We start from the raw sequence: 22,949 nt of genomic DNA, 5'->3' as shown, positions 1-22,949 counted from the left end.
GAATTATGCGCAATAGATTAATTTGCTCAATACTGCTGCTAGTTGCCTTTGTCTCTCGTGGACAAGAGCTAACGCTCCCCCAATTATCCCAGTATTTGGCAGACAACCCATTTGTAGTGTCCCCTACATATGCTGGTGTTGGAGATCATATAAAAATAAGAATTAATGGTCTTACACAATGGGTAGGAATTGAAGATGCTCCAGACACACAGTCTTTGGCTGCAGACGGAAGAATTGGAAATAAATCTGGTATAGGCATGGTCTTATACAACGATAGCAATGGGGAAACTAAGCAAAGAGGAGCAAGACTTTCCTTTGCCCACCACCTTACTCTAGATCGATACGAAGACGAGTTTCTATCTTTTGGTTTGTCCTATAATTTTAATCAATTTAGAATTGATATTGAAAATTTTGACGGTTTTGACCCAAGTGTAACAGATGATCGTTCCACAACCAATCATAACTTTGACATTGGCGTTTTATACCGAAAAAACAAGTATTATCTTAGTTTAAATGCCTCCAATATTCTTGATAAGGACCTAACTAAATTTAATCCAATATCAGAACCAAATCAATTAAGAAATTACTATTTATACACCGGATATAGATTTAGCAAAAACAAGAATAGCAATTTTGAAATTGAACCCTCTGTCTTCTTTCAATGGTTTGAAAGTGACGGAAGATCTGTGACCGATTTAAATGCAAAGTTTAGATGGTACGATTTTGAAGACTATTATTATGTCGGTGCCACCTATCGCTTTCTGAACGATCAGATTGGGGATCCCTTATATATTGCTCCTTTGGTGGGATTAAAAAAGAGCAACTTCTATTTTGGCTACTCTTATCAAATTATACTCAATGAAATTCTGGGCTTTAGTACCGGAACTCACGTTGTAACTATCGGTGTGGATCTATTCCAAGGGATTAGTAATTGTCGCTGTACGTATTAGAAAATACTTTCTTTGTCTTATGTTTGCACTTATTTTATAAGAATGGGCAAGATAAGAATTGAAAATATTAGGGTTTATGCCAACCATGGCTGTCTAAGAGAAGAAGGCTTAATTGGAAGCGACTACTTGGTTACTATTGAAGTTCTCGCAAATCTTAGAGAAGCAGCTCTTTCCGACAAACTTGCTGACACTGTTGATTATGTTCACATAAACCATATTGTTAAAGAAGAAATGGAAATTAAGTCCAAACTACTGGAACATGTTGGAAACAGAATAATTGATCGCGTTTTTCGAGAATTAGATGCCGTAGATGAAATTTCCATAACCGTTTCAAAAGTAAATCCCCCTATAGGAGGAGATGTTGAGATGGTAACTATTGAGCTAAATAAAAAGAGGTCCTAAGTGTTTTTCTAAGTAGGAAAAAATAGTACCTTTGACCCTTTCTAATGGCATCGTGGCCGAGTGGCTAGGCACAGCTCTGCAAAAGCTTGTACAGCGGTTCGAATCCGCTCGATGCCTCCAAAAACCCTTCCATTTAGAAGGGTTTTTTACTTGTATAATTCTACGAAGGCCCCGGCTAATCTCTTATATATTCTATACCCTTTTCAATATTTAATTGATCTTTTGGCAAGAACCCTTTTATTATTAGTACAACCCCACAAATTACCAAAATTATCCCCAAACCCTTTTTCACCCATCGTATTCTTTCAGGGGTAAGTTTTCTTTTTAATTGTTTTGCCAGTAATATTTTAAACAAATCTGTTATGAAATATGCCGCTAGCATACTAGAGAAGAAAAGTATTATTCTGTTTGGATTATTCTCCAGGCTTGGGCCAACGATTATAATTACGCCTAACCAAAACACCAGGACACCAATGTTTATAAAATTCAATAAGAAACCTTTAATAAATAAACTCAAATACCCGCCCTTTCTCGGTTTAATATCTGTTTTTCTTTTCACAAAGTCTTTACTAAAAAACGTGGTAAGGCCATAAATTAATAAAATTACACCACCAAAAACATAAAGACCCGGCTGATTGCTTAAGTTTTCTAATAATTGATAACTACTAAAATATGCTATGGTTAAGAAAAATATGTCAGCAAGTATTACGCCTAGATTGAAAAACAAAGCTGCCCTAAAACCCTTTGTAGCACTGGTCTCTAAGAGTACAAAAAAAACAGGACCAATCATAAAGCTCAGTAAAAACCCCAGCGGTATCGCTGCCTGTACATCCTCTATCATCTATTTTAAAACAAAAATTACATTCGAGTTACTTTTCCTCCAAAAACAGTCTTTTCATCCATTTTGGTAGGGTCTCCGTAGACTAGAACCTCGCCACCCGCCTTCACAGTTGCCTTCACATAATCTGAAGCATATATTTCGGCCTTGGAGCCAGCGTTAACATTTACAGTTGTAAAATTGGTTTTAAAGTCTTTCCCTAGATAAGAACCTCCTGTATTTATAGCCACGTCTTGTATATCAGAGATGCCCGTTGTAGTTATAATTCCTCCAGAAACAGATCTTATTAACATTTGTTCTACCTCAGCATTTATTTGAAGCTCTCCTCCTTCCTGAGCCTTTAATTCTATAACATCCTGATTAATTTTCTCCGTAGAAATAATTCTGGCGTCTTCATTTACATCAATAACTACAAGAGCATCCCTATAATGCAAATCAACAAAGGTTCTATAACCACTGAATAATTTAGTCACAGCCATTCTTACTTTTAACTCTCCATTAGCTACAACAAACTTCACATTAGACGTATTAGCGCCAGTTACAATAGCCTTATTCTCAGAAGACTTTATAAGATTAACAGAAATACCATCAAAAACTTTCACCCTGGAAAATTTAGACAATTTTGTAGTAATCGTTTGATCCTGAGAAATCAAACTAAAGTTTACCAAAAGACAAAAAACAAAGAAAACATACTGTTTCATTCTAATACTTTTTTTTATCCCAACTAGTAAAAAGTTCTACTTAAGAACTTCTGCTTTACCTAACAATTTAAAATCTAAATGACGTTTTACCAAATCCGTGCTCTTTACCATAACCAAAACCTCATCCCCTAACTGATACTTTTTACGGTTACGTTGTCCAATAATTGCGTATTCTTTTTCATCAAAGGTATAATAATCATCTTTTATATCCCTTATCCGAACCATTCCCTCGCACTTATTTTCAATTATTTCTACATAAACACCCCATTCTGTAACTCCTGAAATTACCCCTAAAAACTCTTGATCGTCATGGTTTTCCATAAATCTTATCTGCATATATTTTATAGAATCTCTTTCTGCATTAGACGCCAGTATCTCCATATCAGAGGAGTGTTTGCATAATATTTCATACTCTTTTTTTTCAGGAGATTTACCCTTCTCTAAATAATGTTGAAGTAATCGGTGTACTAATACATCCGGATATCTTCTAATAGGAGAGGTAAAATGAGTATAATAATCAAAAGCCAGGCCATAATGTCCAATATTATCAGTACTGTAAACCGCCTTGCTCATACTTCTAATTGCAAGAGTATCAACTAAATTTTGCTCCTTTTTACCCTTTACATCTTCCAAGAGCTTATTTAAGGAGCTGTTTACGGATTTCCTATCCTTTAGGTTTAAACGGTGTCCAAACCTTTTTATAATACTATTTAATGCAAATAATTTATCCTCATCTGGTTGATCATGGATTCTATAAACAAAGGTTTTAATTGGCGATTGTTTTCCTATAAACTCTGCCACTTTTCTATTTGCCAGAAGCATAAATTCTTCAATCAATTTATTTGCATCTTTTGCCTCTTTAAAGAATACACCTTCGGGCTCATTATCTTCGGATAGCTGAAATTTTACTTCTACTTTATCGAAAGAAATAGCTCCATGTTCCATTCTCTTACTTCTCATTGCCTTAGCTATCTTATCTAGTTTAATAATAGCATTAACAACCTCCTCACTCACCTTATAGGCATCTGTTCGGATAGAAATATCCACAGGTATTTCGTTGCTAGAATTTTCAATTATATATTGGGCTTCCTCGTATGCAAAACGTTCGTTAGAATTAATAACAGTTCGTCCAAACCATTCCTTTTTTACAATTCCCTGATCGTCTAATTCAAAAATTGCCGAAAATGTATACTTATCTTCATGAGGCCTTAAGGAACATGCATTGTTAGAAAGTACTTCTGGTAACATTGGTACTACTCTGTCTACTAAATACACAGAAGTAGCCCTTTCATAAGCCTCTTCTTCTAAGATGGTTCCTTTCTTTACATAGTGCGAAACATCTGCTATATGTATGCCAATAGAATAATTCCCATTTTCTGTTATTTCGAATGACAAGGCATCATCAAAATCCTTGGCATCTTTCGGGTCAATGGTGAATGTTAAAACATCTCTTAAATCCTTTCGTTTTCGTACCTCTTCGAGTTTAATTGAGGTATCAATTTTATTAGCATAGTTTTCAACCTCTTCCGGAAATTTATAAGGCAGTCCATACTCTGCTAAAATTGCATGTATTTCTGTTTGATGTTCTCCTGGCTTTCCTAAAACCTCTATAATTTTACCATAAGGGGAGTCTACATTCTCTGGCCATTCTGTTATTTCTACTACTACTTTATCTCCATTTTGAGCACTAGATAATTTATCTAAGGAGATAAATATATCTTTATATACTCGTGGATCTGTTGGCTTTACAAAAGCAAACTTTTTCTGAAGATCCACTATTCCAACAAAGGTGTTTTTTCTTCTTTCTACAACTCTAATTATTTCCCCTTCTAACTTTGTCTTACCTCTTCTGGAATAAATAAGAATTTCTACTAAATCTCCATGAAATGCCCTATTCAGTTTATTATAGGGTACAAAAATATCATCTTCTAACTCCTCTACTATTACATAGGCATTTCCTCTGGCGGTAATATCTACCTTTCCCTGTAATGTATTATTTCTTTCTAAGGCTTTATAACTTCCTCTATTCTGTTCTTCAATTCTTTTATCGCTTTTTAATTCTCCTAAACGTCTTATAAGAAGGTTGCGACTCTCTGTATCCTTTAAATCTAGCCTTGCAGCCAGCTGCTTATAGTTAAAACTCTTGGAAGGTTCTTTCTCTAATACTGTAAAAATTCCTTTGGTAATTTCATTCTTTAGGTGCCCTTTAGCACGCTTTTTCTTCTTCGACATTAAATCATTTATTTGTTTTGAAAAGTACGAATTATTATTAAGAGACTTCTTTAGCTAACTTTAATTTTAAATTAATTTAAAATCTAATAGTTATTAACCGTTATATAATATTTATCTTTTTTCTTAATTAATTTAAAATAAAAATGGTGTTTATTATAGGGTGTTAATAGTTGGGATAAAAAAAAGTTAGAAAAATTGCTATTAACAGATATACTAGTTTATCAACTAAAAACTTTATTTTTTTTAACTCTAGATCAATTGATTAGGTTTTTATTGAACATGGTCTAATAACTTTTATTCACTAAAATGTTTAATAAGTAATTAGATGTTTATATGTTAAGTTCTCTATTTAAAAGAAGAATAACTTTCTACTAATTTTTAAGAACTAAAGTTTGAAAGCTTAATTCTATTTTGTATTGCTTATTTCAATTGTTTTTTAAAACTTAAGTAATTAATATTTCTTGGTAATTATTAACAAATATTATATAAATTAAACTTCTAAAAATCAATTTATTACAGTTATTAAAAAATTTAATTGTTGATAGGTATTTTAAGATTCTATTTCAAAGGGTTTAGTAACTTTGTAAGATAGTATAAAAGATAACAAAATGAAGATATCCATAGGTAATGATCACGCAGGAACCGAATATAAGCTCGCTATTGTTGGTTTGTTAAAATCTTTAGAGATTGAGGTTATTAATCACGGAACTGACGGTACGGATAGTGTGGATTATCCGGATTTTATTCATCCAGTTGCAGAAGATGTTGAAAACGAAGTTGTAGACCTGGGAATCATTGTATGTGGTAGTGGCAATGGTGCAAGTATGACTGCCAACAAACACCATGGTATTAGAGCAGCATTATGTTGGAACAAAGAGATTGTTCAATTAGCGAGAGAACACAATGATGCTAATATTCTTAGTTTACCTGCTCGTTTTATATCGCTTAATCAGGCCTTGGATATGGTAAGAACTTTTCTTAATACTAAGTTTGAAGGGGGAAGACATGAACGAAGAATAGAAAAAATTCCCTTTAATTAGCATTTTTTATGGGTCATGATCATTCCCACACCCCCCATTCGCATAACGACCTAAAGGGAAAAAATCTATTTATTTCAATTTTATTAAATGTAATAATAACCTTAGCTCAGGTTATTGGCGGTATACTATCCGGAAGCCTTTCTTTGTTGTCAGATGCGCTTCATAATTTTAGCGATGTCTTATCTCTAATTATAAGTTATATAGCAAGCCTATTATCCAAAAGGAAAGCTACATCAAATAAAACTTTTGGTTACAAAAGAGCCGAGATTATAGCAGCTTTTATTAATTCTTCTGCTCTAATAGTAGTTGCTGCAATATTAATATTCGAGGCAATTCAGCGTTTTATAAACCCCGTACCAATTAAGTCGGGCATAGTTATATGGATGGCGTTGTTAGGTATTTTGGTAAATGGTTTTAGTGTTCTTCTTTTAAGAAAGGGAGCTCACGGAAATATGAATATGCGCTCCGCGTATTTGCATTTGTTTACAGATATGTTAGCATCAATTGCGGTTCTTGTGGGCGGACTTTTTATGAAGTATTTTGCATTTTTTTGGGTAGATCCATTACTTACTGTTTTAATTGCATTCTATTTAATATATGTAGGTGCAGCTCTTCTTAAAGACGCTACAAGAGTTTTAATGCTTTTTACACCCAATACTATTGAAGTAAAAAAAATTGTGGCAGTACTCAGTAAGTTGGAACTTATAAAAAATATTCACCATGTACATATTTGGCAATTAAATGAGCAAGAAATTCATTTGGAAGCTCATATTGATTTCAAGGAAGACATTAAGCTGTCTCAGTTTGATAAAGTATTAAATGAAATAGAAGAGATTGTATTTAATGAATTTGGTGTTAATCATGTAAATATTCAACCTGAGTTTGGGAAGTGTGATAGTAAGCATGTAATTGTTCAAGACTAGTTATGACTATAAAAATTGTTTCGTTTTCAGATTTAACAAAAAAAGAACTATACAAGATTCTTCAGCTAAGGGCAGAGGTTTTTATTGTGGAGCAGAACTGTGTTTATCAAGACATAGACGATAAGGACGATAAGGCTATGCACTTGTTGGCATATGAGAATAATATTATTATAGCCTATACAAGGCTATTTAAACCTCAGGATTATATGGACACAGCAAGCATTGGCAGAGTTGTAGTTCGCCAAGCTTATAGAAAAAAAGGGTATGGAGAAAAACTAATGAAGGCTTCAATAAAAGCTATTAAAGATGTTTTTAACGAAACAACCGTAAAAGTATCCGCCCAGTTATACTTAAAAAGGTTTTACCAAGAATTAGGTTTTAAGCAACTAGGGGAAGGCTATTTAGAGGACGGCATTCCACACATTCTAATGGAACGTACTTGATGCTCTAATCAAACAAAAGGCTTAGATGTTTCTTATTGGGCTTTCGGCTACTACTGAGTAAGCTAACCAATAAATAAACAAGAGATGACGCTATAAACGCAGGTATTATCTCATGTATGTCATTTAAGCCTTCATAGGTGTATCTAAACGCAAACCGCCAGATAATGTTTACGAGAATCCCTGTTAGCATGGAAGCTAAGGCACCAATATCCGTACCCCATTTTAAATATAGACCTCCAAAAATAGCCGGAAAAAAACTAGCTGCGAAAACCGCCCCTGCAAAAGCTGTAAGCTCCACAATTCCGGCTAACGGAAATAGTGTAAGCATATAAATTAAACCACAATAAATTGCCATAAACCATTTGGTTCTGGGAATAATTTTTACTTGTTTCATAGGCCTTATTACATGCCAAATGTCTTTTACAAAAGCAGTACCAATAATTATTATCACGGAGGCCAAAGAAGACATCCCCGCAGCAAAAAGACCAGCTACACAAATAGCGCTTACCCATTGATTATCAAATTTATTTAGCATAAAACCAATTACCTCGTCTGTATGATTAATAAGATAGGCAGCTTCTTCATAACTAGCCATACTGTGAACAAGGGCACCTAACCCCATAACACAGACTAAAGAGATTCCTAGAAAAAAAGGCGTCCAAATCATTGCAAAGCGCATGCTTTTGGCATTATCAATGGAATAGAACCTGATTAGGTTTTTTGGTTCTGATATTTGTTTCATACCAATAGAAAGCCCTATACCTAGTATGTATAAAAAGGAGACTAATTTGCCAAAAACAACTAAACCATTTTCAATTGGTTCGCCATTTTGAGTGATATGTTCTGTAAATGATATAATTTCAAAAGTCTCTTTAACTCCTCCGACATAAATAAAGGGAATGGCAAACATTAGAATGGCGACACCGAACATGATTATCCCCTGAATAGCATCTGTCCATAACACACTGTACATCCCACCCCAAATAGTATAAATGCAGGTGATTGCTATTATAAAAAAAGCCCCTAACCAATAAGGTATATCTAAGACGGAAGTTAAAACATGCGCACAACCCTTGGCAATACCCACCATATACCAGATGGTTGCAAACAGAATAATGAGCGCTGAGAAAACCCTTATGGTTTTGGCCAAATTACTTTTATAGCGTAGATGAAAATAGTCGGGAATAGTAAAAGACTTCAATAGAGCAGTTTGATACCGCATTCTAGGGCCAAGTAGCTGCCAGGAAATAACACAAAAAACAGTCCAGATTAAACCCATCCAAGCCCATGATAATCCATATTGAAATGAAATTCCTGCCTGTCCAATATAAGTATTTGTGCTGGCAGAAGTAGAAAAGAAAGCCAGGGATATAACCCAACCAGGGATCTCTCTTTTAGCGACATAGTAACCTTCAACTCCTTTGTTGGCTTTGTTTTTAAAATACCAGCCTATATATAAACAACCGCTAATATAAAATAGGGTTAGTAACAAAGTGATATAATGCTCCTGTAAATAGGCCATTAGTTGATTTCTTCACTTTTATTATCGTCAACCTTAATAGTCCTTTTAAGCACTAATATTGCGTTCAATACGGTTAGTATTATTATTCCTAGATAAGGCAGAAGAGTTAAAAAGTCCATCTATAAAAGTGATTTTAATGCATTCTTAGTTACTTTCCCCAAAACATTTCTGGGCAACGAATCAATAGATATAATTTTTCTAGGGAGTTTGTATGCTGGTAATTCAGTCTTTAATTGCTCTATAACTTTCTGATGGCCAATAGGCGAGCCTGAACTTATAATAAACGCCACTACGACCTCTCCCCACTCTTTGTCTGGACTGCCTATTACTGCGCAGTCTTTAATGAGATCTTGCTTTCTTAACGCATCTTCTATTTCCAAAGCAGAAATTTTATAGCCACCAGACTTTATAATGTCTACACTGTCCCGGCCTAATATTTTATACATTCCATTTTGATGAATTGCAATGTCCCCAGTAATAAACCACCCCTCTTTTGTAAACGCCTTTTTTGTGGCCTCTGTGTTATTCCAATACTCTTTAAAAACAGAGGGTCCTTTTATATGAATTTCACCCGCCTCGCCTTGCTCCACTTCATCTCCGGATGTATTTAGTAGCTTCACTTGTACTCCTGGCAAGGGCAGACCTACAAACCCTGGACGCCGCTCCCCATTATATAAGTTAGATAGGCCCATTCCTATTTCCGTCATACCGTAGCGTTCCAGTAGGGTTTGGCCGGTAATTGTTCTCCATTTTTCCAGAACCGATACAGGCAGTGCGGCAGAACCAGAAACCATTAACCTCAGTTCAGAAGCTGCCGAGGACATTTCCTTTTGTTTAGCCTCCGGGGAATTTTCCCAATAGGCTATAAGCTTGAAATAGATAGTAGGGACGGCCATAAAAAGGCGGAGCTTTCTTCCCAAAAAGGCCTTCCAAACACATTCTGCACTAAACACTTCTTGAAACTCACAACATGCTCCACTCCATAGAGCACAGCTCATGACATTTATTATTCCGTGTACATGATGCAATGGCAGAACATTGTATATATAATCTTCTTGGACCCATTGCCAAGCGTCTACAAGGGTTTTTATCTGGGATTCGATAATTTGATGAGTAGTCACTACGCCTTTTGGCTTATTCGTTGTTCCACTCGTGTAGAGAATCATGGCCCTTCTGTCTAATACAATATCTGGCAGAAGGGGCTCTTTTTTAACAAAAAGACTGCTTAGCAGAAATATGTCTACAGCGTGTGTTTGTTTTAAAGGTTCTAGTAGGGTATAGTAATCTTTATGCACAACAAGCGTCTTAACTTCTGCATCGTTTACTACATGTTCAATAGAGGGCAAAGGATGGTTTACACAAAGAGGAACTGCAATTCCACCTGCGGCCCAAATTCCCCACTGTACTGCAACATATTCAAAGCTAGGAGGCACTAGAAAACCAATTCTTGCCTCATTTAGGTCGGTTTTTTGGTTTAATAGGTTGGCAGCAACATTATGCGATGCCTTAAGCAGAGCCTTATAGTTGTAGTCTTGCCCATTAGACACAATGGCCTTACGGTCCATAAACAATTTTGCTCTTTCCAATAGGGTTATCATGGCTTAGTATTTAGCGGCTCTAAAGAATTATTGTTTGGTTTGTTTTGAATGATTGATCTGCCCCTAAAACAATTTTTAGACTGTTAATGGCATCCCTTAAATGCTCATTTAAATCTTTATCGTTTATAATAGCATTTAAGAAGTAGAGCTGTTCTAACTCACATAATGCGTCATGATCTGGTTCATTTTCCGTACTTATTAGCTGGTCTTCGTTAAGATACTTTCCTTCTTTGTCTAAAGCGCTTTTGTGAAGTAATAAGCCGCCAGTTTTTGTATGGCCTTCGACCTCATCCGAATTTGATTTATCATCGTCCTTAATAGACACACATCCATTTGGGCCAATTACGTCTTTTATAAAAAAAGCCGTTTCGCTTATCATAGGACCCCATCCAGCCTCATACCAGCCAACGGAGCCGTCATCAAACCTAACTTGTAATTGCCCATAATTATACATCCCAGCAGGTATTTCATCAGACAATTTAGCTCCAATTGCGCTAACACTGATCGGTTTAGCCCCAGTCATCAAGCACATAATATCCACGTAGTGTACACCGCAATCTACAATGGGTGACATAGACTTCATTAATTGTTTATGGGTATACCACTGCTCTCCAGAACTTTGTTGATTTAAGTTCATCCGCATCACCAATGGTTTACCTAGACCCTGCGCAAGCTCAACGAATTTACTCCAAGCAGGGTGTACTCTAAGGATGTATCCCACGACTAGCTTTTTGTTTTTCAATTTTGCTAAAGCAATCAGAGCCTCTGCCTCTTCAACGGTAGTTGCCAGAGGTTTTTCTACGAAAACATGGGCATCAAACTCAAGACTTTCTCGTATAAATTTTGCGTGAGTGTCTGGATAGGTAGAGATAGCCACAGCATTGGGATTTGTAACTTGAAGGGCATTGGAAAAATCCGAAAATGTTGGCAAACCGCCAAGCTCGTTGGATAGTCTTTCTCTGCTTTCAGGCTTTCTACTCACTAGCCCAACAATCTCAAAATCATCAATATTGTGATAGGCTCTGGCATGACTAGTTCCCATATTTCCGCAACCAACAATTAAAATTCTGATAGGATCCATTCTAAGTGCGCTTATATATTTTCAATGTAAATATTGAGTCCAATAAAAATACCATACTTTTTATATATTTGAGTACAACCCTATTAAATATTGAAGAATACTTATTACAGACGGTACTTTAAACGGCATATTATTAGAATTTTTTTGCTGGTTGGTATGCTTGGTTTTGGCCAAACCAATCGAGAAACTACGGATAATTCAATAGAGAAAAACAGGCCTCCGAATATTGTCTTTTTGATTGCTGATGATTGGTCTTATCCCCACGCAGGGGTTTATGGAGACAAAGTTGTGCAAACCCCTACTTTTGATTTCTTGGCCAGGGAAGGAGTGCTGTTTACCAATGCCTATTGCGCAGCGCCTTCTTGCTCTCCGTCTAGGGCCAGTATTTTAACAAGCAGGTATCCACATCAATTAGAAAGCGCAGGAAATTTATGGTCTGTTTTTCCGGATAAGTTTAAAAACTGGGTCTCGATTTTAGAAGATGCAGGCTATCATACAGGTAAAAGTAGAAAAGGATGGGGTCCAGGAAATTATCAAAAAGGGGGATATACAAACAATCCGGCAGGGAAGGATTATTTAGACTTCGATGCCTTTTTAGAAGACAGGAAACAAGGGCAGCCATTTTTTTATTGGTTTGGAAGTCAGGACCCCCATAGAGTATACGAAACAAATAGTGGTGTAAAGACAGGAATGGATTCTGACCAAATAGAGGTACCCGATTTCCTTCCGAACACTGACTGCGTAAGGAATGATATAATGGACTACTTCTATGAGGTGGAGCGGTTTGACAGGGAGAGCGGAAACATAGTTCGGAAGCTTAAAGATGCAGGTCTTTTTAACAATACTATTATTGTTATGACAAGCGATAATGGAATGCCATTTCCTAGGGCAAAAGCGAATTTATATGACTATGGAACAAGAATGCCTCTTGCTATTTATTGGAAGAATGGAATTGCAGAACCGATCCAAATCGAAAGCTTTGTAAATTTAATTGATCTTGGCAGCACTTTTCTAGAGGCCGCTGGACAAGAAATACCAAAGGAGTTTGAAGGTAAGAGTCTATTGGGTTTAATAAAAGAAAATACAGAGGCAGATTGGAAAAGAGAAGAGGTATTTCTAGAAAGAGAAAGACATGCCAATGTTCGAAAAGGTAACCTAAGTTATCCCTCAAGAGCTATCAGAACCAAAGACTTCTTATTTATATGGAATTTTGAGCCATCAAGGTGGCCGGCAGGAAGTCCACAGGTACACCAATCCGTTGGACAATATGGAGACATAGACAACTCTATAACAAAATTTCTAATAATGGATATGCAAGATAGCTCACCTGGCGTGGATTATTTTAATCTCGCTTTTGCAAAAAGACCTTCAGAGGAATTGTACGATGTTATTAACGACCCCTACAACATGCATAATTTGGCGGATAAACCAGACTTTAGAGAAACAAAAAATGCTTTAAAAAAGCAGCTTCAAATATGGATGGAAGGCACAGGTGATCTAAGAGCAAGCCTTCCTAAAACAACCTATTGGGACGAGGTTCTTTATACCCCAAATTATCAGATGCAGAACTTCGATTTACAAGAAGAAATAGAGTCTTATTATTATCTAAAACCTTCTGGCAGTAAATGGGTTGAGTTTAACTGTAAACAACCTTAGTTCACGGTAAATGCAACAATTTTATTTCCTTTCGGGGTACCTAATTTCTCGCCCCCACAAGCAATCGCTATATACTGTATGCCATCTATTTCATACATAGCCGGTGTTGCAAAAGCTGCAGCCGGAAGCTTGTACTCCCAAAGCAAGTCCCCATTCTGTTTGTTGAAAACCCGAAAATAACCGTCTTTAGTAGCTCCAATAAACAATAATCCATTTTTTGTGACTACTGCTCCTCCATAATTTTCGGTTCCTGTAGGTGGCAAACCTTTTTCCTTTAATTCTGGGGTGTCTCCAAAGGGAATTGACCAAATGTACTCGCCAGAGTTTAAGTCGATGGCGTGCAAAGTTCCCCATGGCGGAGCAATTGCCGGTTGCCCATTGGCAGCCAAAAATTTATCATAACCCATGTGGTTATATGGTAATGGAGTTAAATCATCTGTGGTAGTTACTTCCTTCGCACTTTCTTCAATATTGTTTGTCAAATAATCAATAACACTTTTTTTCTGTTCCTCGGTAAGTTGAGGAAATCCAGTCATCATTCCTTTACCATTAGAAATAATCACACCAATCTCCTCTTCCGTTCTGGTATTATTAATGTTTAGTAAAGAAGGGTAGCCACTTTCTGGAATTCCTTTCCTATTCTTTTGATGGCAGGTCGCACAATAGTTTTGATAAACTCTTTCGCCCAAACTGGCCTCCGATGTAAGGGTGTTGTTTTTCTCCATTAACAAAACACGAGGCATTTCATTTGAGTTTACATAAAGAATTCCTTTATCTGGATCAGCAGAAGCACCACCCCATTCTGCCGCACCATCATAACCAGGCAATAATAAAACGGGTTCTAGGCTTGGTGGCGCATAGATTCTTTTATCAAAACTATCTAAAAGCTTTAGCAGGGAATCCTGGTTTTTGGCATAAGGGTTTATGTCTTTTGCGGTTAAATCGATAGATTGTCTTGCAAAAGGTTTCGGCAGCATCGGGAACGGCTGGGTGGGAGAAGCCACTTCTCCTTCTAAAGGAGATTTGGGAACAGGAATTTCCTCAATATTAAAAAGAGACTTGCCGGTTCTCCTGTCAAATACGTAAACATAACCTTGTTTAGTTACCTGGGCAACGGCAGGAATTTTTGTGCCTTCCCGAGTAACGGTAAGTAAATTAGGCGGCGCAGGAGGGTCTCTATCCCAGAGGTCGTGGTGTGTAAATTGAAAATGCCATAAGAGCTCTCCTGTATTGGCGTTTAAGGCCAAAAGACAATCGGAAAATAAATTAGAACCAAGTCTGTCGCCACCATAAAAGTCGGGAGCAGCAGAACCTGTAGGAACATAAATGATCTCCCTCTCTTCATCCACGGCCATGCCTGCCCAGTTGTTGGCTGCCCCAATTCTGCTTCTATCCCCTTTCCATGTATTCCCTCCAGGCTTATTTTCAGGAGGGATAGTTTCAAAAACCCACGCAAGTTTGCCGGTTTTAATATGAAATGCAATAATATTTCCAGGCGCTGCGCCCACGCCCTCAGATACTCGAAGAGGCATGATGATAAAGTCTTTAAAAATAGTTCCCGGGGTGTTTGAGATAACAAACTTATCCTTTGCCGATTCTGGCATTCCTAAATGCAGGTCAGTTACTCCATTATTTCCAAAACTTCTTATGCGCTCACCTGTAATAGCGTTTAGGGCAATAAGTTCACTCCCCCTTGTAAACAGTATTCTTTTGTCTTTTCCATCACTCCAATAAGACACCCCTCTACTGGTTGAATGCCACACTTTTAAAGAGTCTCCATGCAGCCACAACTCTTTTCCTGTCTTAGCGTTAATGGCAAAAACCCGTAAAGCAGCAGTTACACCATACAGTATGCTATCCACAACAATAGGATTCATTTGCATTTGTCCGGAATCTGGCGTGTTGTACTCCCAGGCAACCTTTAATTGGGATATATTTTCTTTTGTGATTTGGGATAATTCAGAATAGTGGTTTCTATCCGGTCCGCCAAGGTATGAAGTCCAGGTTCTATATTGGCTGTCTTTTTTCTCACTGTCTTCCTCTGGGTTGCATGAACAAAGAAAGGAGAGAAGCAGAAGTGTTGACAAGCAATAAGGACTTTTTAATTTCATATTTAAGCTTTAGAAAGCATTAAAAGTATAAAACCTTCATGGCATTTTCTAAAAGGATTTGTTCATAAAGTCCCATGATTTATTGGAAATACTTTCTAAGAATTCCAATTACTGGAGAATAATAATTTGCACCAAAAAGGTTAAGGTGTACTAATAAATAATACAATTGATATATTTCCTGATCTTCTGACATCTGTTTTAAAGAGGAATTACTAGCGTAGTAAGAGTCATAAAAACTATTGCCAAAACCACCAAATAATTTAGACATTGCGATATCAACATTCGGATCCCCATAAGATATGGAAGGGTCTATGAGCACAGGAATACCACTTTTATCAATTAAAAAGTTGCCAGACCAAAGATCTCCATGAATCAAGGAGGGCGCATGACAGCTTAAGAGATTAGTTAAAGTATTTTCAAGTTTATTTTCGGAGGGAATTTCGGAGGCCCTTAGGAGTCCTTTATTTACAGCTAGTCTAAGTTGTGGAAGAAGACGATTTATAAGATAAAATGCAGCCCAACTCTTTTGAGGTTTATTGATTTGAAAAAGACTTCCAATGAAGTTATCTTTTCTCCAGCCGTAATATTCCGAAGATGTTGTTTGATGCAGCTCGGCAAGCTGTCTGCCAAAAACCTGCCAATCTCTACGCTCCGGAGTCTTGGCCTCAATATGCTCCAGAACCATAAAGGCACCATTTTCAAAATTCCCTATGCAATATATTTTAGGGGTCTTCAGAACCTCTGCTTTTTTAATTGCGTCTAAGCCTTCTTTCTCGGAACACAACATTTTCCAAGCCTTCGCGGATAGGTCTATTTTACAGAATAATCTGGCTTTTGCCGTGATTAGCAGATAGGTTTGCGAGCTACTACTTCCGCTAAGAACAACTGTATTTAATATTTTGGTTCCGACTTCCTGCTCTAGTGCAGACATTAGGTCTAACCTTAAATTCATACAAGTCTGATTAGTAGTTTTAGAAGATCATTTATACAATTTGGTGTAGTACTCTTTGGCCATTCTTTTACTGGAGAATTTAGGAATTACCCCATCTATTCCATTAAAAACCATTTCCATCCATTCTTCATTTTTCTCATAGTAAACAGGAAGAACATCTTCTTCTAGAGTTCTATAAAGATTTTTACTATCAAACTCGTCCTGATCCCAGTCTGATGAGAAAGGGTTAGCTTCTGGCAATACAAAGGCATTTTTTGCATTCACGGCGAACTCTGGAATCCAGCCATCATTAATACTTAGGTTTAAAGACCCATTCATTGCGGCGGTCATTCCACTGGTGCCAGAGGCCTCTCGGGTTATTCTGGGAGTGTTTAACCAGACGTCGGAACCTTCTTTTAATTGTTTGGATAGAGCTATTTCATAACCGGTTAGCACGGCAATATTCTTTTTAAATTTAGAATACTGAATTAAATAATTAAATAGATCTACTGCAAAGGCGTCCTTGGGATATGGTTTCCCGGCCCAAATAATTTGTACGGGGTGGTCTTCAGAAGAGATTAAACGCTCAAATCGATGAATGTCTCTTAACAAAAGATCTGCTCTTTTATATTGGGCAAATCTTCTTGCCCAAACAATGGTAAGAACATCCGGGTTAAATAGTTTTCCGGTCTGATCCAGAACTTGTTTAAAAAGTTGTTTTTTTAACCTTTTTTTTCTGGCGATAAAGCCCTTTTTATCTTTTTCCTCCCATGCAAGTTTTAGAGATGGGTCTTGCCAGAACAACTGATTTTGTGAATTGGTGATGGGAATTATTTGGCTAATGCCATTATAGTCCTTCCACATTTCCTTAGCCACTTTGGCGTGTAATTTAGAAACAGCATTTGATTTTTGGGCAAGGCGTAAGGCGGCAATAGTATAATTTAGTGCATTAAAGGCTACGGCTTCTTTTTGCAACTCCTCCTCGTTAAGATACCGTCCAAAAAACCCGATATTATTTAATAAGCTGGCCTCTCTTTCCATGTTTCCAGCTTTTTCCGGGGTATGTGTGGTAAATCGTAACTGTTCTTTCTTAATCCCATTATTATTAAGAAAATAAAACGCCGGCAGGGCATGCCCTTCATTTAAATGGTATATATCCGACCCACCTAACTTTTGTACTATTTTGGCCCCACCTATTCCTAGAACAATATTTTGTGAGATTCTGGTAAATTGGTTGTCGTCGTATAAATGATCCGTAATTGTCCTTGACAAATAGTCGTTCCCTTCCACATCTGTTGTTAGCAGATATATAGGCACGGTTCCAAATATTTCTGGTTTAAGAACCATGGCCCTAACCTTAACAGCATTGTTATCATTAATAGCTACTTCAACCTCCAAACCAGAGTCTTCTAGAAAGGAATAGTTTTTTTCTATAAATTTAGCCTGGAGTGTTTGGTCGGCATTTCGACCCTGGTCGTAATAACCAAATTTCCATAACATGCCAATTCCAATTAAATTTTGTTTTAGTTCAAAAGCAGAGCGCATGTGAGACCCCGCTAAAAACCCTAGGCCTCCCGAATATATTTTTAACCCTTGATCTATTCCAAATTCCATGCTGAAATAGGCGACTCTTTTTTGATATGCCTTTGCTGGCTTGTATGGATGAAACCATTTGCTATATAAACTGCTCATGATATGATTTTTTAAGATGTAAAAATAGGACTTCGAAGTGTAAATATTGAATCAAAGGAGAAGCAAACAAGGATTACTCTTGTAAATCATTAGGATAACGTCCAATGGCAGTCCACCCTCCATCTACCACAATGGTTTGGCCATTAACGTGGGCGGCCTCTTTAGACAGGAGGAAGAGGCAGGTTTGGGCTATGTCATCAGGAGTCCCTACTTTTCCTCTAGGAATTAGTTTTGCCCAGGTTCCGGCGTAATCTGGCTCTTCATTCTTGGTTCTTTCGGTAAGCGTTGCGCCTGGAGCAATACAATTGATCGTTATTTCATGAGGACCTAATACCAACACAAGGCTTTTGGTCATCATCCTTAGGGCGGCTTTGGTCATAGAATAACAGGTTAGATCCGGATAGCCCTTAATTCCTGTAATAGAAGACATAAGAACAATCCGCCCACCTTTGTTTTGTGCGATCATAATTTTACTAGCTTTTTGAACCAGAAAGAACGCTCCTTGCAGGTTTAGTTGAATTACTTTTTGAAAATCTTCTGGCTTAAACTTAAAAAAATCGCCAAAAAGGGTTATTCCTGCATTGGGAATTACAAAATCTATGGTGCCAAAATTATGCACAGCAGCGGATATGAGTTGGTCTATTACTTCAATTTCACCTGCGTCGCCAAGTTGTAGTACGGTTTGATCCGGAAATTGGGAATTTAATTCATTGTACAAAGATTCAACTACAGTTTTGTCTATTTCGTTTATAACAACTTTAGCTTCATTTTCGAGCAAGAGTTTTGCTATGGCATAACCAATCCCTGTCCCTGCACCTGTTATAATCGCAACTTTATTTTTAATCCCTGTGAACATTAGAAGCTTTTTTTAAAATAATTTGGTGCCGTGCCTTTTACGGAAACTTGGCAACTAAATAATCCCCCGCTATGAGGATGCTCCTTTAGTTGATTTTCTGTAAGACCACTCCTAGCGGTAGTAATATAAAGAGTTTTAAGATCTGCCCCCCCAAAGCAACAAGAAGTAACATGGGGCGCATCCACATTAATTTTATCTATTTCTTTTCCTGATTTTGGATTCCACCTTCTGATACAGTTATCACCCCAATGGGCTATCCACAAACAACCTTCGGTATCTATACACATACCATCGGGTCCTCCGAAATCTCGTGGAATTGTTAAACATACCGCTTTATTTTGGATGCTCGCATCATCTGGGTTATAATCAAAACGCCATACTTCATAATTGTGGGTGTCTATATAGTAATATTCTTTGTTTTCTATAGACCAAGCCATGCCGTTAGATATAGTGGTTTCGGAAAGTTCTTTACTTACTTCTAAGGAGGGGCTTATTTTGAAAAGGCTACCATAGTTTGCCGCCAGCTCTTTGTGCATAGTTCCCAGCCATAAGTTGCCGTCTTTATCGCACTTACCATCATTAAAACGAAGCAAAGCATCATCGTTTTCCAAAACACCTAATTTGTGTAAAGCTCTTGATTTAGGATCAAACAACGCCAAACCTTTCTCTAAGGCCAGGAGTATTGAATTATCATCTGTGAGAAGTGCAGCCCCCAACATTTCTTCAAATTGCCAAAATATATTGGAATTTAGTTTGGGCTGGTGCTGGTGAAGCCGACAAGCCTCTATATCTACCCAATAAAGCGAGTTCTGTTTTACATCCCAAATAGGTCCTTCTCCGAGGGTTGCTTGCGCATTGTATACTAGATTGGCCTTATACATGGGAAGCGAATCGTTTATACCATTAGTTGTTTTTGACTTCCTAAACCATCTATGCTAAGCTCTACAACATCTCCTTGTTTAAGATATAGAGGCGGATCCATCCCTAGAGCAACTCCTGAGGGGGTGCCAGTTGAAATTAAATCTCCAGCTTCTAACAGCATAAACTGTGACAAGTAGTATACCAAGAATGCAGGCCTGAATATCATATAGGAAGTATTGCCGTCTTGTCGTAACTCCCCATTCACGGCTAAGGTCATTTTAAGGCTATCTAAATCTCCAAGTTCATCTGCGGTTGCCAGAAATGGGCCAACGGGGCTAAACCCGGGACAGGATTTTCCCTTTATCCATTGCCCTCCCTTTTCTAATTGGAAGGTACGCTCAGACAGATCATTTACCAGACAATAACCGGCAATTGCTGCTTCGGCTTCCTCCTCATTTTTTAAGCCGTAAACGTCTTTAGATAAAACAACACCGAGCTCAACTTCATAATCTGTTTTGTCTGCATGCAGTGGAATAGCCACATCATCGTAAGGACCGTTTAAGGTATTTGTAGCTTTCCCGAAAATGATGGGTTCTTTTGGAATTTCCATATTAGACTCCTCTGCATGTTCCGAATAATTAAGACCAATGCACATAATCATTCCCGGACGGGCGATACAGGCTCCATGTCTAACGGAGGCCTCAATTTCTGGTAGATTCTTCCCTTCTTTTTGCAGGAATTCCTGTAAACGTTGAAGACCATTGGATTCGAAGAATTCACGATTCCAATCGACAAACTTTTCCGAACAATCCAGTCTTTTTCCATGGAGGATTACTCCTGGCTTTTCTTTTCCCTTTTCACCAAAGCGGATTAATTTCATAATTCATTTCTCTTTAAATAGATTAAATAATGAGCCCCCCATATTAGAGCAGTAAACAATTTACGCCCGAACAAAAATTACGCAGCAACTAATAGCAAGTAGATGCGTTGTTTATACGGTTACGGTATCGCTTTGGTAAGATAGGAAAAATGACTATAACATAAAGTAAAGATTTCGAACAAACCTCAGACAAGAGTCGATCTAGTTTAAAATGGAATTATATTTCACGGGGTCGTTCATCAATGCAGAAGAGGTGAGGATGGCCTCATCATTTTTCAGATAGTAGTCGTAAAGACCATCTCTATAAAAATATCGTTTGATAATTTCATCTTCTAGATTTGCCTGGATTTCTTTTTGATAGCTATTCAAAGCCTTTACCTTTTCCCTATTTATCTCCGCAAGAAGACTATTATAGCTATCCATAATTTCAGGACTACTTAAGGCTTTGTCTTTCCCGTTTATGGCATCTTTCAAGGCTTTTTCGGTTGCCGTTTCAAATACAAAGTTACTTTGGGAAATATAATCCTTAAAGGCGTCGTAATCTGTTTGCTTAAAAACAAAATCTTTCGGACTTTCTACTTTATGCTTGTAGTAGTACTGGGTCGCAAAGTCAAATATCAAGTGATCACTTTTTAAGGCTTTGGTGAGATCATTGGTCTTTTGTGCTTCAATAACAATATCTGGCATTACGCCTCCGCCATCTTCTACTTTTCTGCCATTTCGGGTCTTAAACTCTTTAAAGGTGTTATTTTTTACCGCATTGCCATAGGCATCTCTATTCCAGTAATCAAGTGCTTGAATACACCTTCCAGAGGGGGTGTAATATCTGGATATAGTTACTTTTAATTGGGTACCATAGGTTAACTTAAGAGGTCGTTGTACAAGGCCTTTGCCAAAACTACGGGCACCAATGACTACGGCACGATCTAGGTCCTGCAGACTTCCTGATACTATTTCACTAGCAGAAGCACTACTTCCGTTTACCAAAACAACAAGAGGTATGGTTTCATCTACCGCTTTGTTCTTCGTGCGATATTCGCTATTGAATTTTTTAACCTTCGATTTTGTAGTTACAATGAGCTCCCCTTTAGGCACAAAAAGGTTGGTGACGTTAATTGCCTCAGAGAGTAGTCCTCCGGGATTTCCACGAAGATCTAAAATAATTTTTGTGGCTCCTTTGCCTTTTAAATCTAACAAGGCCGATTTAGTTTGGGAAGATGCTTTAGAGTTAAAACGAGAAAGAACAATATAGCCAGTATCTTCATTCAACATTTTGGCGTAAGGAACTGCGTCTATTTCTATGCCTTCTCGTTCAATAGAGGTGGAATAGCTTTTGCCCTGCCGCTTATACGTTACCTCTACTTTTGTATTGTTAGCGCCTTTGAGCAATTCGCTGGCATTGTCTTTAAAGTCCGAGACTTCAATATCGCCGATTTTAGTAATTTCATCTCCTGCTTTCAGGCCAGCCTTATCTGCCGGATATCCCTTATATGGTTCTACAATAAGTAATTTATCATCGTAAGATCTGACCAAAGAACCAATACCCGAATACTCTCCGGCATTACTTATTTTATATGCCTCTACATCCTGTTCATTAAGAAACTTTGTATAAGGGTCTAAGTCGTCTAGCATATTTTTAATGGCTGTATCCATTAATTCTGCCGGATTAGTCTCGTCCACATAATTCATGTTTAGTTCTTTAAACAAGGTGGTAAAAATTTCTATTTGCTTGGCGATTTCAAAATAATCACTCTTAAAACTACTTGAAAAAGCAAGTATAACTACTGCCAAGATTGGAACAAGGGTCTTTTTTAATAAACTACTTTTCATTTGTCCTATTTATTAAGTTCTCCAAAATACTAATCAAAGGTTTTTCTATGGTATCAAAAGTCGGCATTTCCTTTCCAAGGTATAAAAATAGTAACGCATAGCTTCCCTCTATGTTGTTAAAAAATTCTCCTTTATTTAATCGGTAAGCCTCTCTAATTAATCGTTTTATTCTATTCCGTTCTACGGCTCCTTTAAAACTTTTCTTGGGAACGGCAACGGCGAATTGTATCTTGGGTTCGAGAGGGGGGTCTATTTTGGCGTAAATTAATTTTAGAGGAGATTGCTTAAGAGACAGGCCTTTATCAAAGAGATCCCCTATGATGCTTCTGCTTTTTAACTTCTCTTGTTTGGAAAATTGGAAAGGCATAAATAGCAAAATTAAGGAAATAATACTTGTTTTCA

Annotated in this window: 20 protein-coding genes and 1 tRNA gene; 7 read left to right on the top strand and 14 right to left on the bottom strand. The window is 37.3% G+C overall.

Translation table 11 applies throughout. The features are described from left to right. Positions 1-5 precede the first annotated feature (5 nt). The 3 genes from PXG98_RS03545 to PXG98_RS03535 all read left to right on the top strand — a co-directional run bounded on the left by PXG98_RS03545 (position 6) and on the right by PXG98_RS03535 (position 1,472). The gene (locus tag PXG98_RS03545; protein WP_276389029.1) at positions 6-950 is read left to right on the top strand and encodes a PorP/SprF family type IX secretion system membrane protein; all 945 of its coding nucleotides are present in this window, start codon (positions 6-8) and stop codon (positions 948-950) included. Between the two features lie 42 nt (positions 951-992). After that, entirely contained in the window at positions 993-1,352 is a 360-nt protein-coding gene (folB, locus tag PXG98_RS03540; RefSeq protein ID WP_276389028.1) for a dihydroneopterin aldolase, read from the top strand. Positions 1,353-1,398: 46 nt separating this feature from the next. After that, positions 1,399-1,472, top strand: a tRNA-Cys gene (locus PXG98_RS03535). A gap of 55 nt (positions 1,473-1,527) precedes the next feature. Here PXG98_RS03535 and PXG98_RS03530 read toward each other — a convergent pair. The 3 genes from PXG98_RS03530 to rnr are packed head-to-tail and all read right to left on the bottom strand — an operon-like array spanning position 1,528 to position 5,123. Continuing rightward, positions 1,528-2,193 (bottom strand): LysE family translocator, encoded by a 666-nt coding sequence (locus PXG98_RS03530; RefSeq protein ID WP_276389027.1) that lies wholly within the window; start codon positions 2,191-2,193, stop codon positions 1,528-1,530. A gap of 17 nt (positions 2,194-2,210) precedes the next feature. Next, positions 2,211-2,891: a head GIN domain-containing protein gene (locus tag PXG98_RS03525; protein WP_276389026.1), complete on the bottom strand. Its 681-nt coding sequence runs from the start codon at positions 2,889-2,891 to the stop codon at positions 2,211-2,213. A 36-nt stretch (positions 2,892-2,927) separates the two neighbouring features. Next, positions 2,928-5,123 (bottom strand): ribonuclease R, encoded by a 2,196-nt coding sequence (gene rnr / locus PXG98_RS03520; protein WP_276389025.1) that lies wholly within the window; start codon positions 5,121-5,123, stop codon positions 2,928-2,930. Positions 5,124-5,731: 608 nt separating this feature from the next. Between rnr and rpiB the strand changes: the two genes are divergently transcribed. From rpiB to PXG98_RS03505, 3 genes are read left to right on the top strand one after another with little or no spacing between them, the layout of a single operon-like run. Beyond that, positions 5,732-6,163 (top strand): ribose 5-phosphate isomerase B, encoded by a 432-nt coding sequence (gene rpiB, locus PXG98_RS03515; protein WP_276389024.1) that lies wholly within the window; start codon positions 5,732-5,734, stop codon positions 6,161-6,163. Positions 6,164-6,171: 8 nt separating this feature from the next. Beyond that, positions 6,172-7,086, top strand: coding sequence for a cation diffusion facilitator family transporter (locus tag PXG98_RS03510; RefSeq protein WP_276389023.1), 915 nt, complete (start codon positions 6,172-6,174; stop codon positions 7,084-7,086). Positions 7,087-7,088: 2 nt separating this feature from the next. Then, on the top strand, positions 7,089-7,529 hold the full coding sequence (locus PXG98_RS03505) for a GNAT family N-acetyltransferase (protein ID WP_276389022.1): 441 nt from the start codon (positions 7,089-7,091) through the stop codon (positions 7,527-7,529). 4 nt (positions 7,530-7,533) lie between these two features. On the opposite strand, the gene PXG98_RS03500 is transcribed toward PXG98_RS03505, so the two are convergent. From PXG98_RS03500 to PXG98_RS03490, 3 genes are all read right to left on the bottom strand, one after another. Next, positions 7,534-9,051 (bottom strand): sodium:solute symporter family transporter, encoded by a 1,518-nt coding sequence (locus PXG98_RS03500; protein WP_276389021.1) that lies wholly within the window; start codon positions 9,049-9,051, stop codon positions 7,534-7,536. A gap of 119 nt (positions 9,052-9,170) precedes the next feature. Beyond that, positions 9,171-10,649 carry an acyl-CoA synthetase gene (locus PXG98_RS03495; protein WP_276389020.1) on the bottom strand — a complete coding sequence of 493 codons (1,479 nt, stop codon included), beginning with the start codon at positions 10,647-10,649 and terminating at the stop codon, positions 9,171-9,173. Positions 10,650-10,668: 19 nt separating this feature from the next. Then, positions 10,669-11,730, bottom strand: a complete 1,062-nt coding sequence (locus PXG98_RS03490) for a Gfo/Idh/MocA family protein (protein ID WP_276389019.1) — start codon at positions 11,728-11,730, stop codon at positions 10,669-10,671. Positions 11,731-11,820: 90 nt separating this feature from the next. Between PXG98_RS03490 and PXG98_RS03485 the strand changes: the two genes are divergently transcribed. Then, positions 11,821-13,386 carry a sulfatase family protein gene (locus tag PXG98_RS03485; RefSeq protein WP_276389018.1) on the top strand — a complete coding sequence of 522 codons (1,566 nt, stop codon included), beginning with the start codon at positions 11,821-11,823 and terminating at the stop codon, positions 13,384-13,386. Here the strand turns inward: PXG98_RS03485 and PXG98_RS03480 are convergent. From PXG98_RS03480 to rnpA, 8 genes are all read right to left on the bottom strand, one after another. Continuing rightward, positions 13,383-15,497, bottom strand: coding sequence for an outer membrane protein assembly factor BamB family protein (locus tag PXG98_RS03480; RefSeq protein ID WP_276389017.1), 2,115 nt, complete (start codon positions 15,495-15,497; stop codon positions 13,383-13,385). The two genes, PXG98_RS03485 and PXG98_RS03480, sit on opposite strands and share 4 nt — an antisense overlap. Positions 15,498-15,576: 79 nt before the next feature. Beyond that, entirely contained in the window at positions 15,577-16,449 is an 873-nt protein-coding gene (locus PXG98_RS03475) for a fructosamine kinase family protein (protein WP_276389016.1), read from the bottom strand. A 27-nt stretch (positions 16,450-16,476) separates the two neighbouring features. Beyond that, entirely contained in the window at positions 16,477-18,120 is a 1,644-nt protein-coding gene (gene glgP, locus PXG98_RS03470; RefSeq protein WP_276389015.1) for an alpha-glucan family phosphorylase, read from the bottom strand. A 73-nt stretch (positions 18,121-18,193) separates the two neighbouring features. After that, positions 18,194-18,976, bottom strand: a complete 783-nt coding sequence (locus PXG98_RS03465; protein WP_276389014.1) for an SDR family NAD(P)-dependent oxidoreductase — start codon at positions 18,974-18,976, stop codon at positions 18,194-18,196. Next, the gene (locus tag PXG98_RS03460) at positions 18,976-19,857 is read right to left on the bottom strand and encodes an SMP-30/gluconolactonase/LRE family protein (protein ID WP_276389013.1); all 882 of its coding nucleotides are present in this window, start codon (positions 19,855-19,857) and stop codon (positions 18,976-18,978) included. The genes PXG98_RS03465 and PXG98_RS03460 overlap by 1 nt, the downstream gene beginning before the upstream one ends. Positions 19,858-19,871: 14 nt before the next feature. After that, the gene (locus PXG98_RS03455) at positions 19,872-20,717 is read right to left on the bottom strand and encodes a fumarylacetoacetate hydrolase family protein (RefSeq protein ID WP_276389012.1); all 846 of its coding nucleotides are present in this window, start codon (positions 20,715-20,717) and stop codon (positions 19,872-19,874) included. Positions 20,718-20,918: 201 nt separating this feature from the next. Then, entirely contained in the window at positions 20,919-22,547 is a 1,629-nt protein-coding gene (locus PXG98_RS03450; protein WP_276389011.1) for a S41 family peptidase, read from the bottom strand. Next, on the bottom strand, positions 22,537-22,914 hold the full coding sequence (rnpA, locus tag PXG98_RS03445; protein WP_276389010.1) for a ribonuclease P protein component: 378 nt from the start codon (positions 22,912-22,914) through the stop codon (positions 22,537-22,539). The genes PXG98_RS03450 and rnpA overlap by 11 nt, the downstream gene beginning before the upstream one ends. Between the last annotated feature and the right edge of the window lie 35 nt (positions 22,915-22,949).

Source organism: Eudoraea chungangensis (genome assembly GCF_029360665.1).
Lineage (GTDB): Bacteria > Bacteroidota > Bacteroidia > Flavobacteriales > Flavobacteriaceae > Eudoraea > Eudoraea chungangensis.
This window is presented reverse-complemented; position numbering and strand designations above follow the sequence as displayed.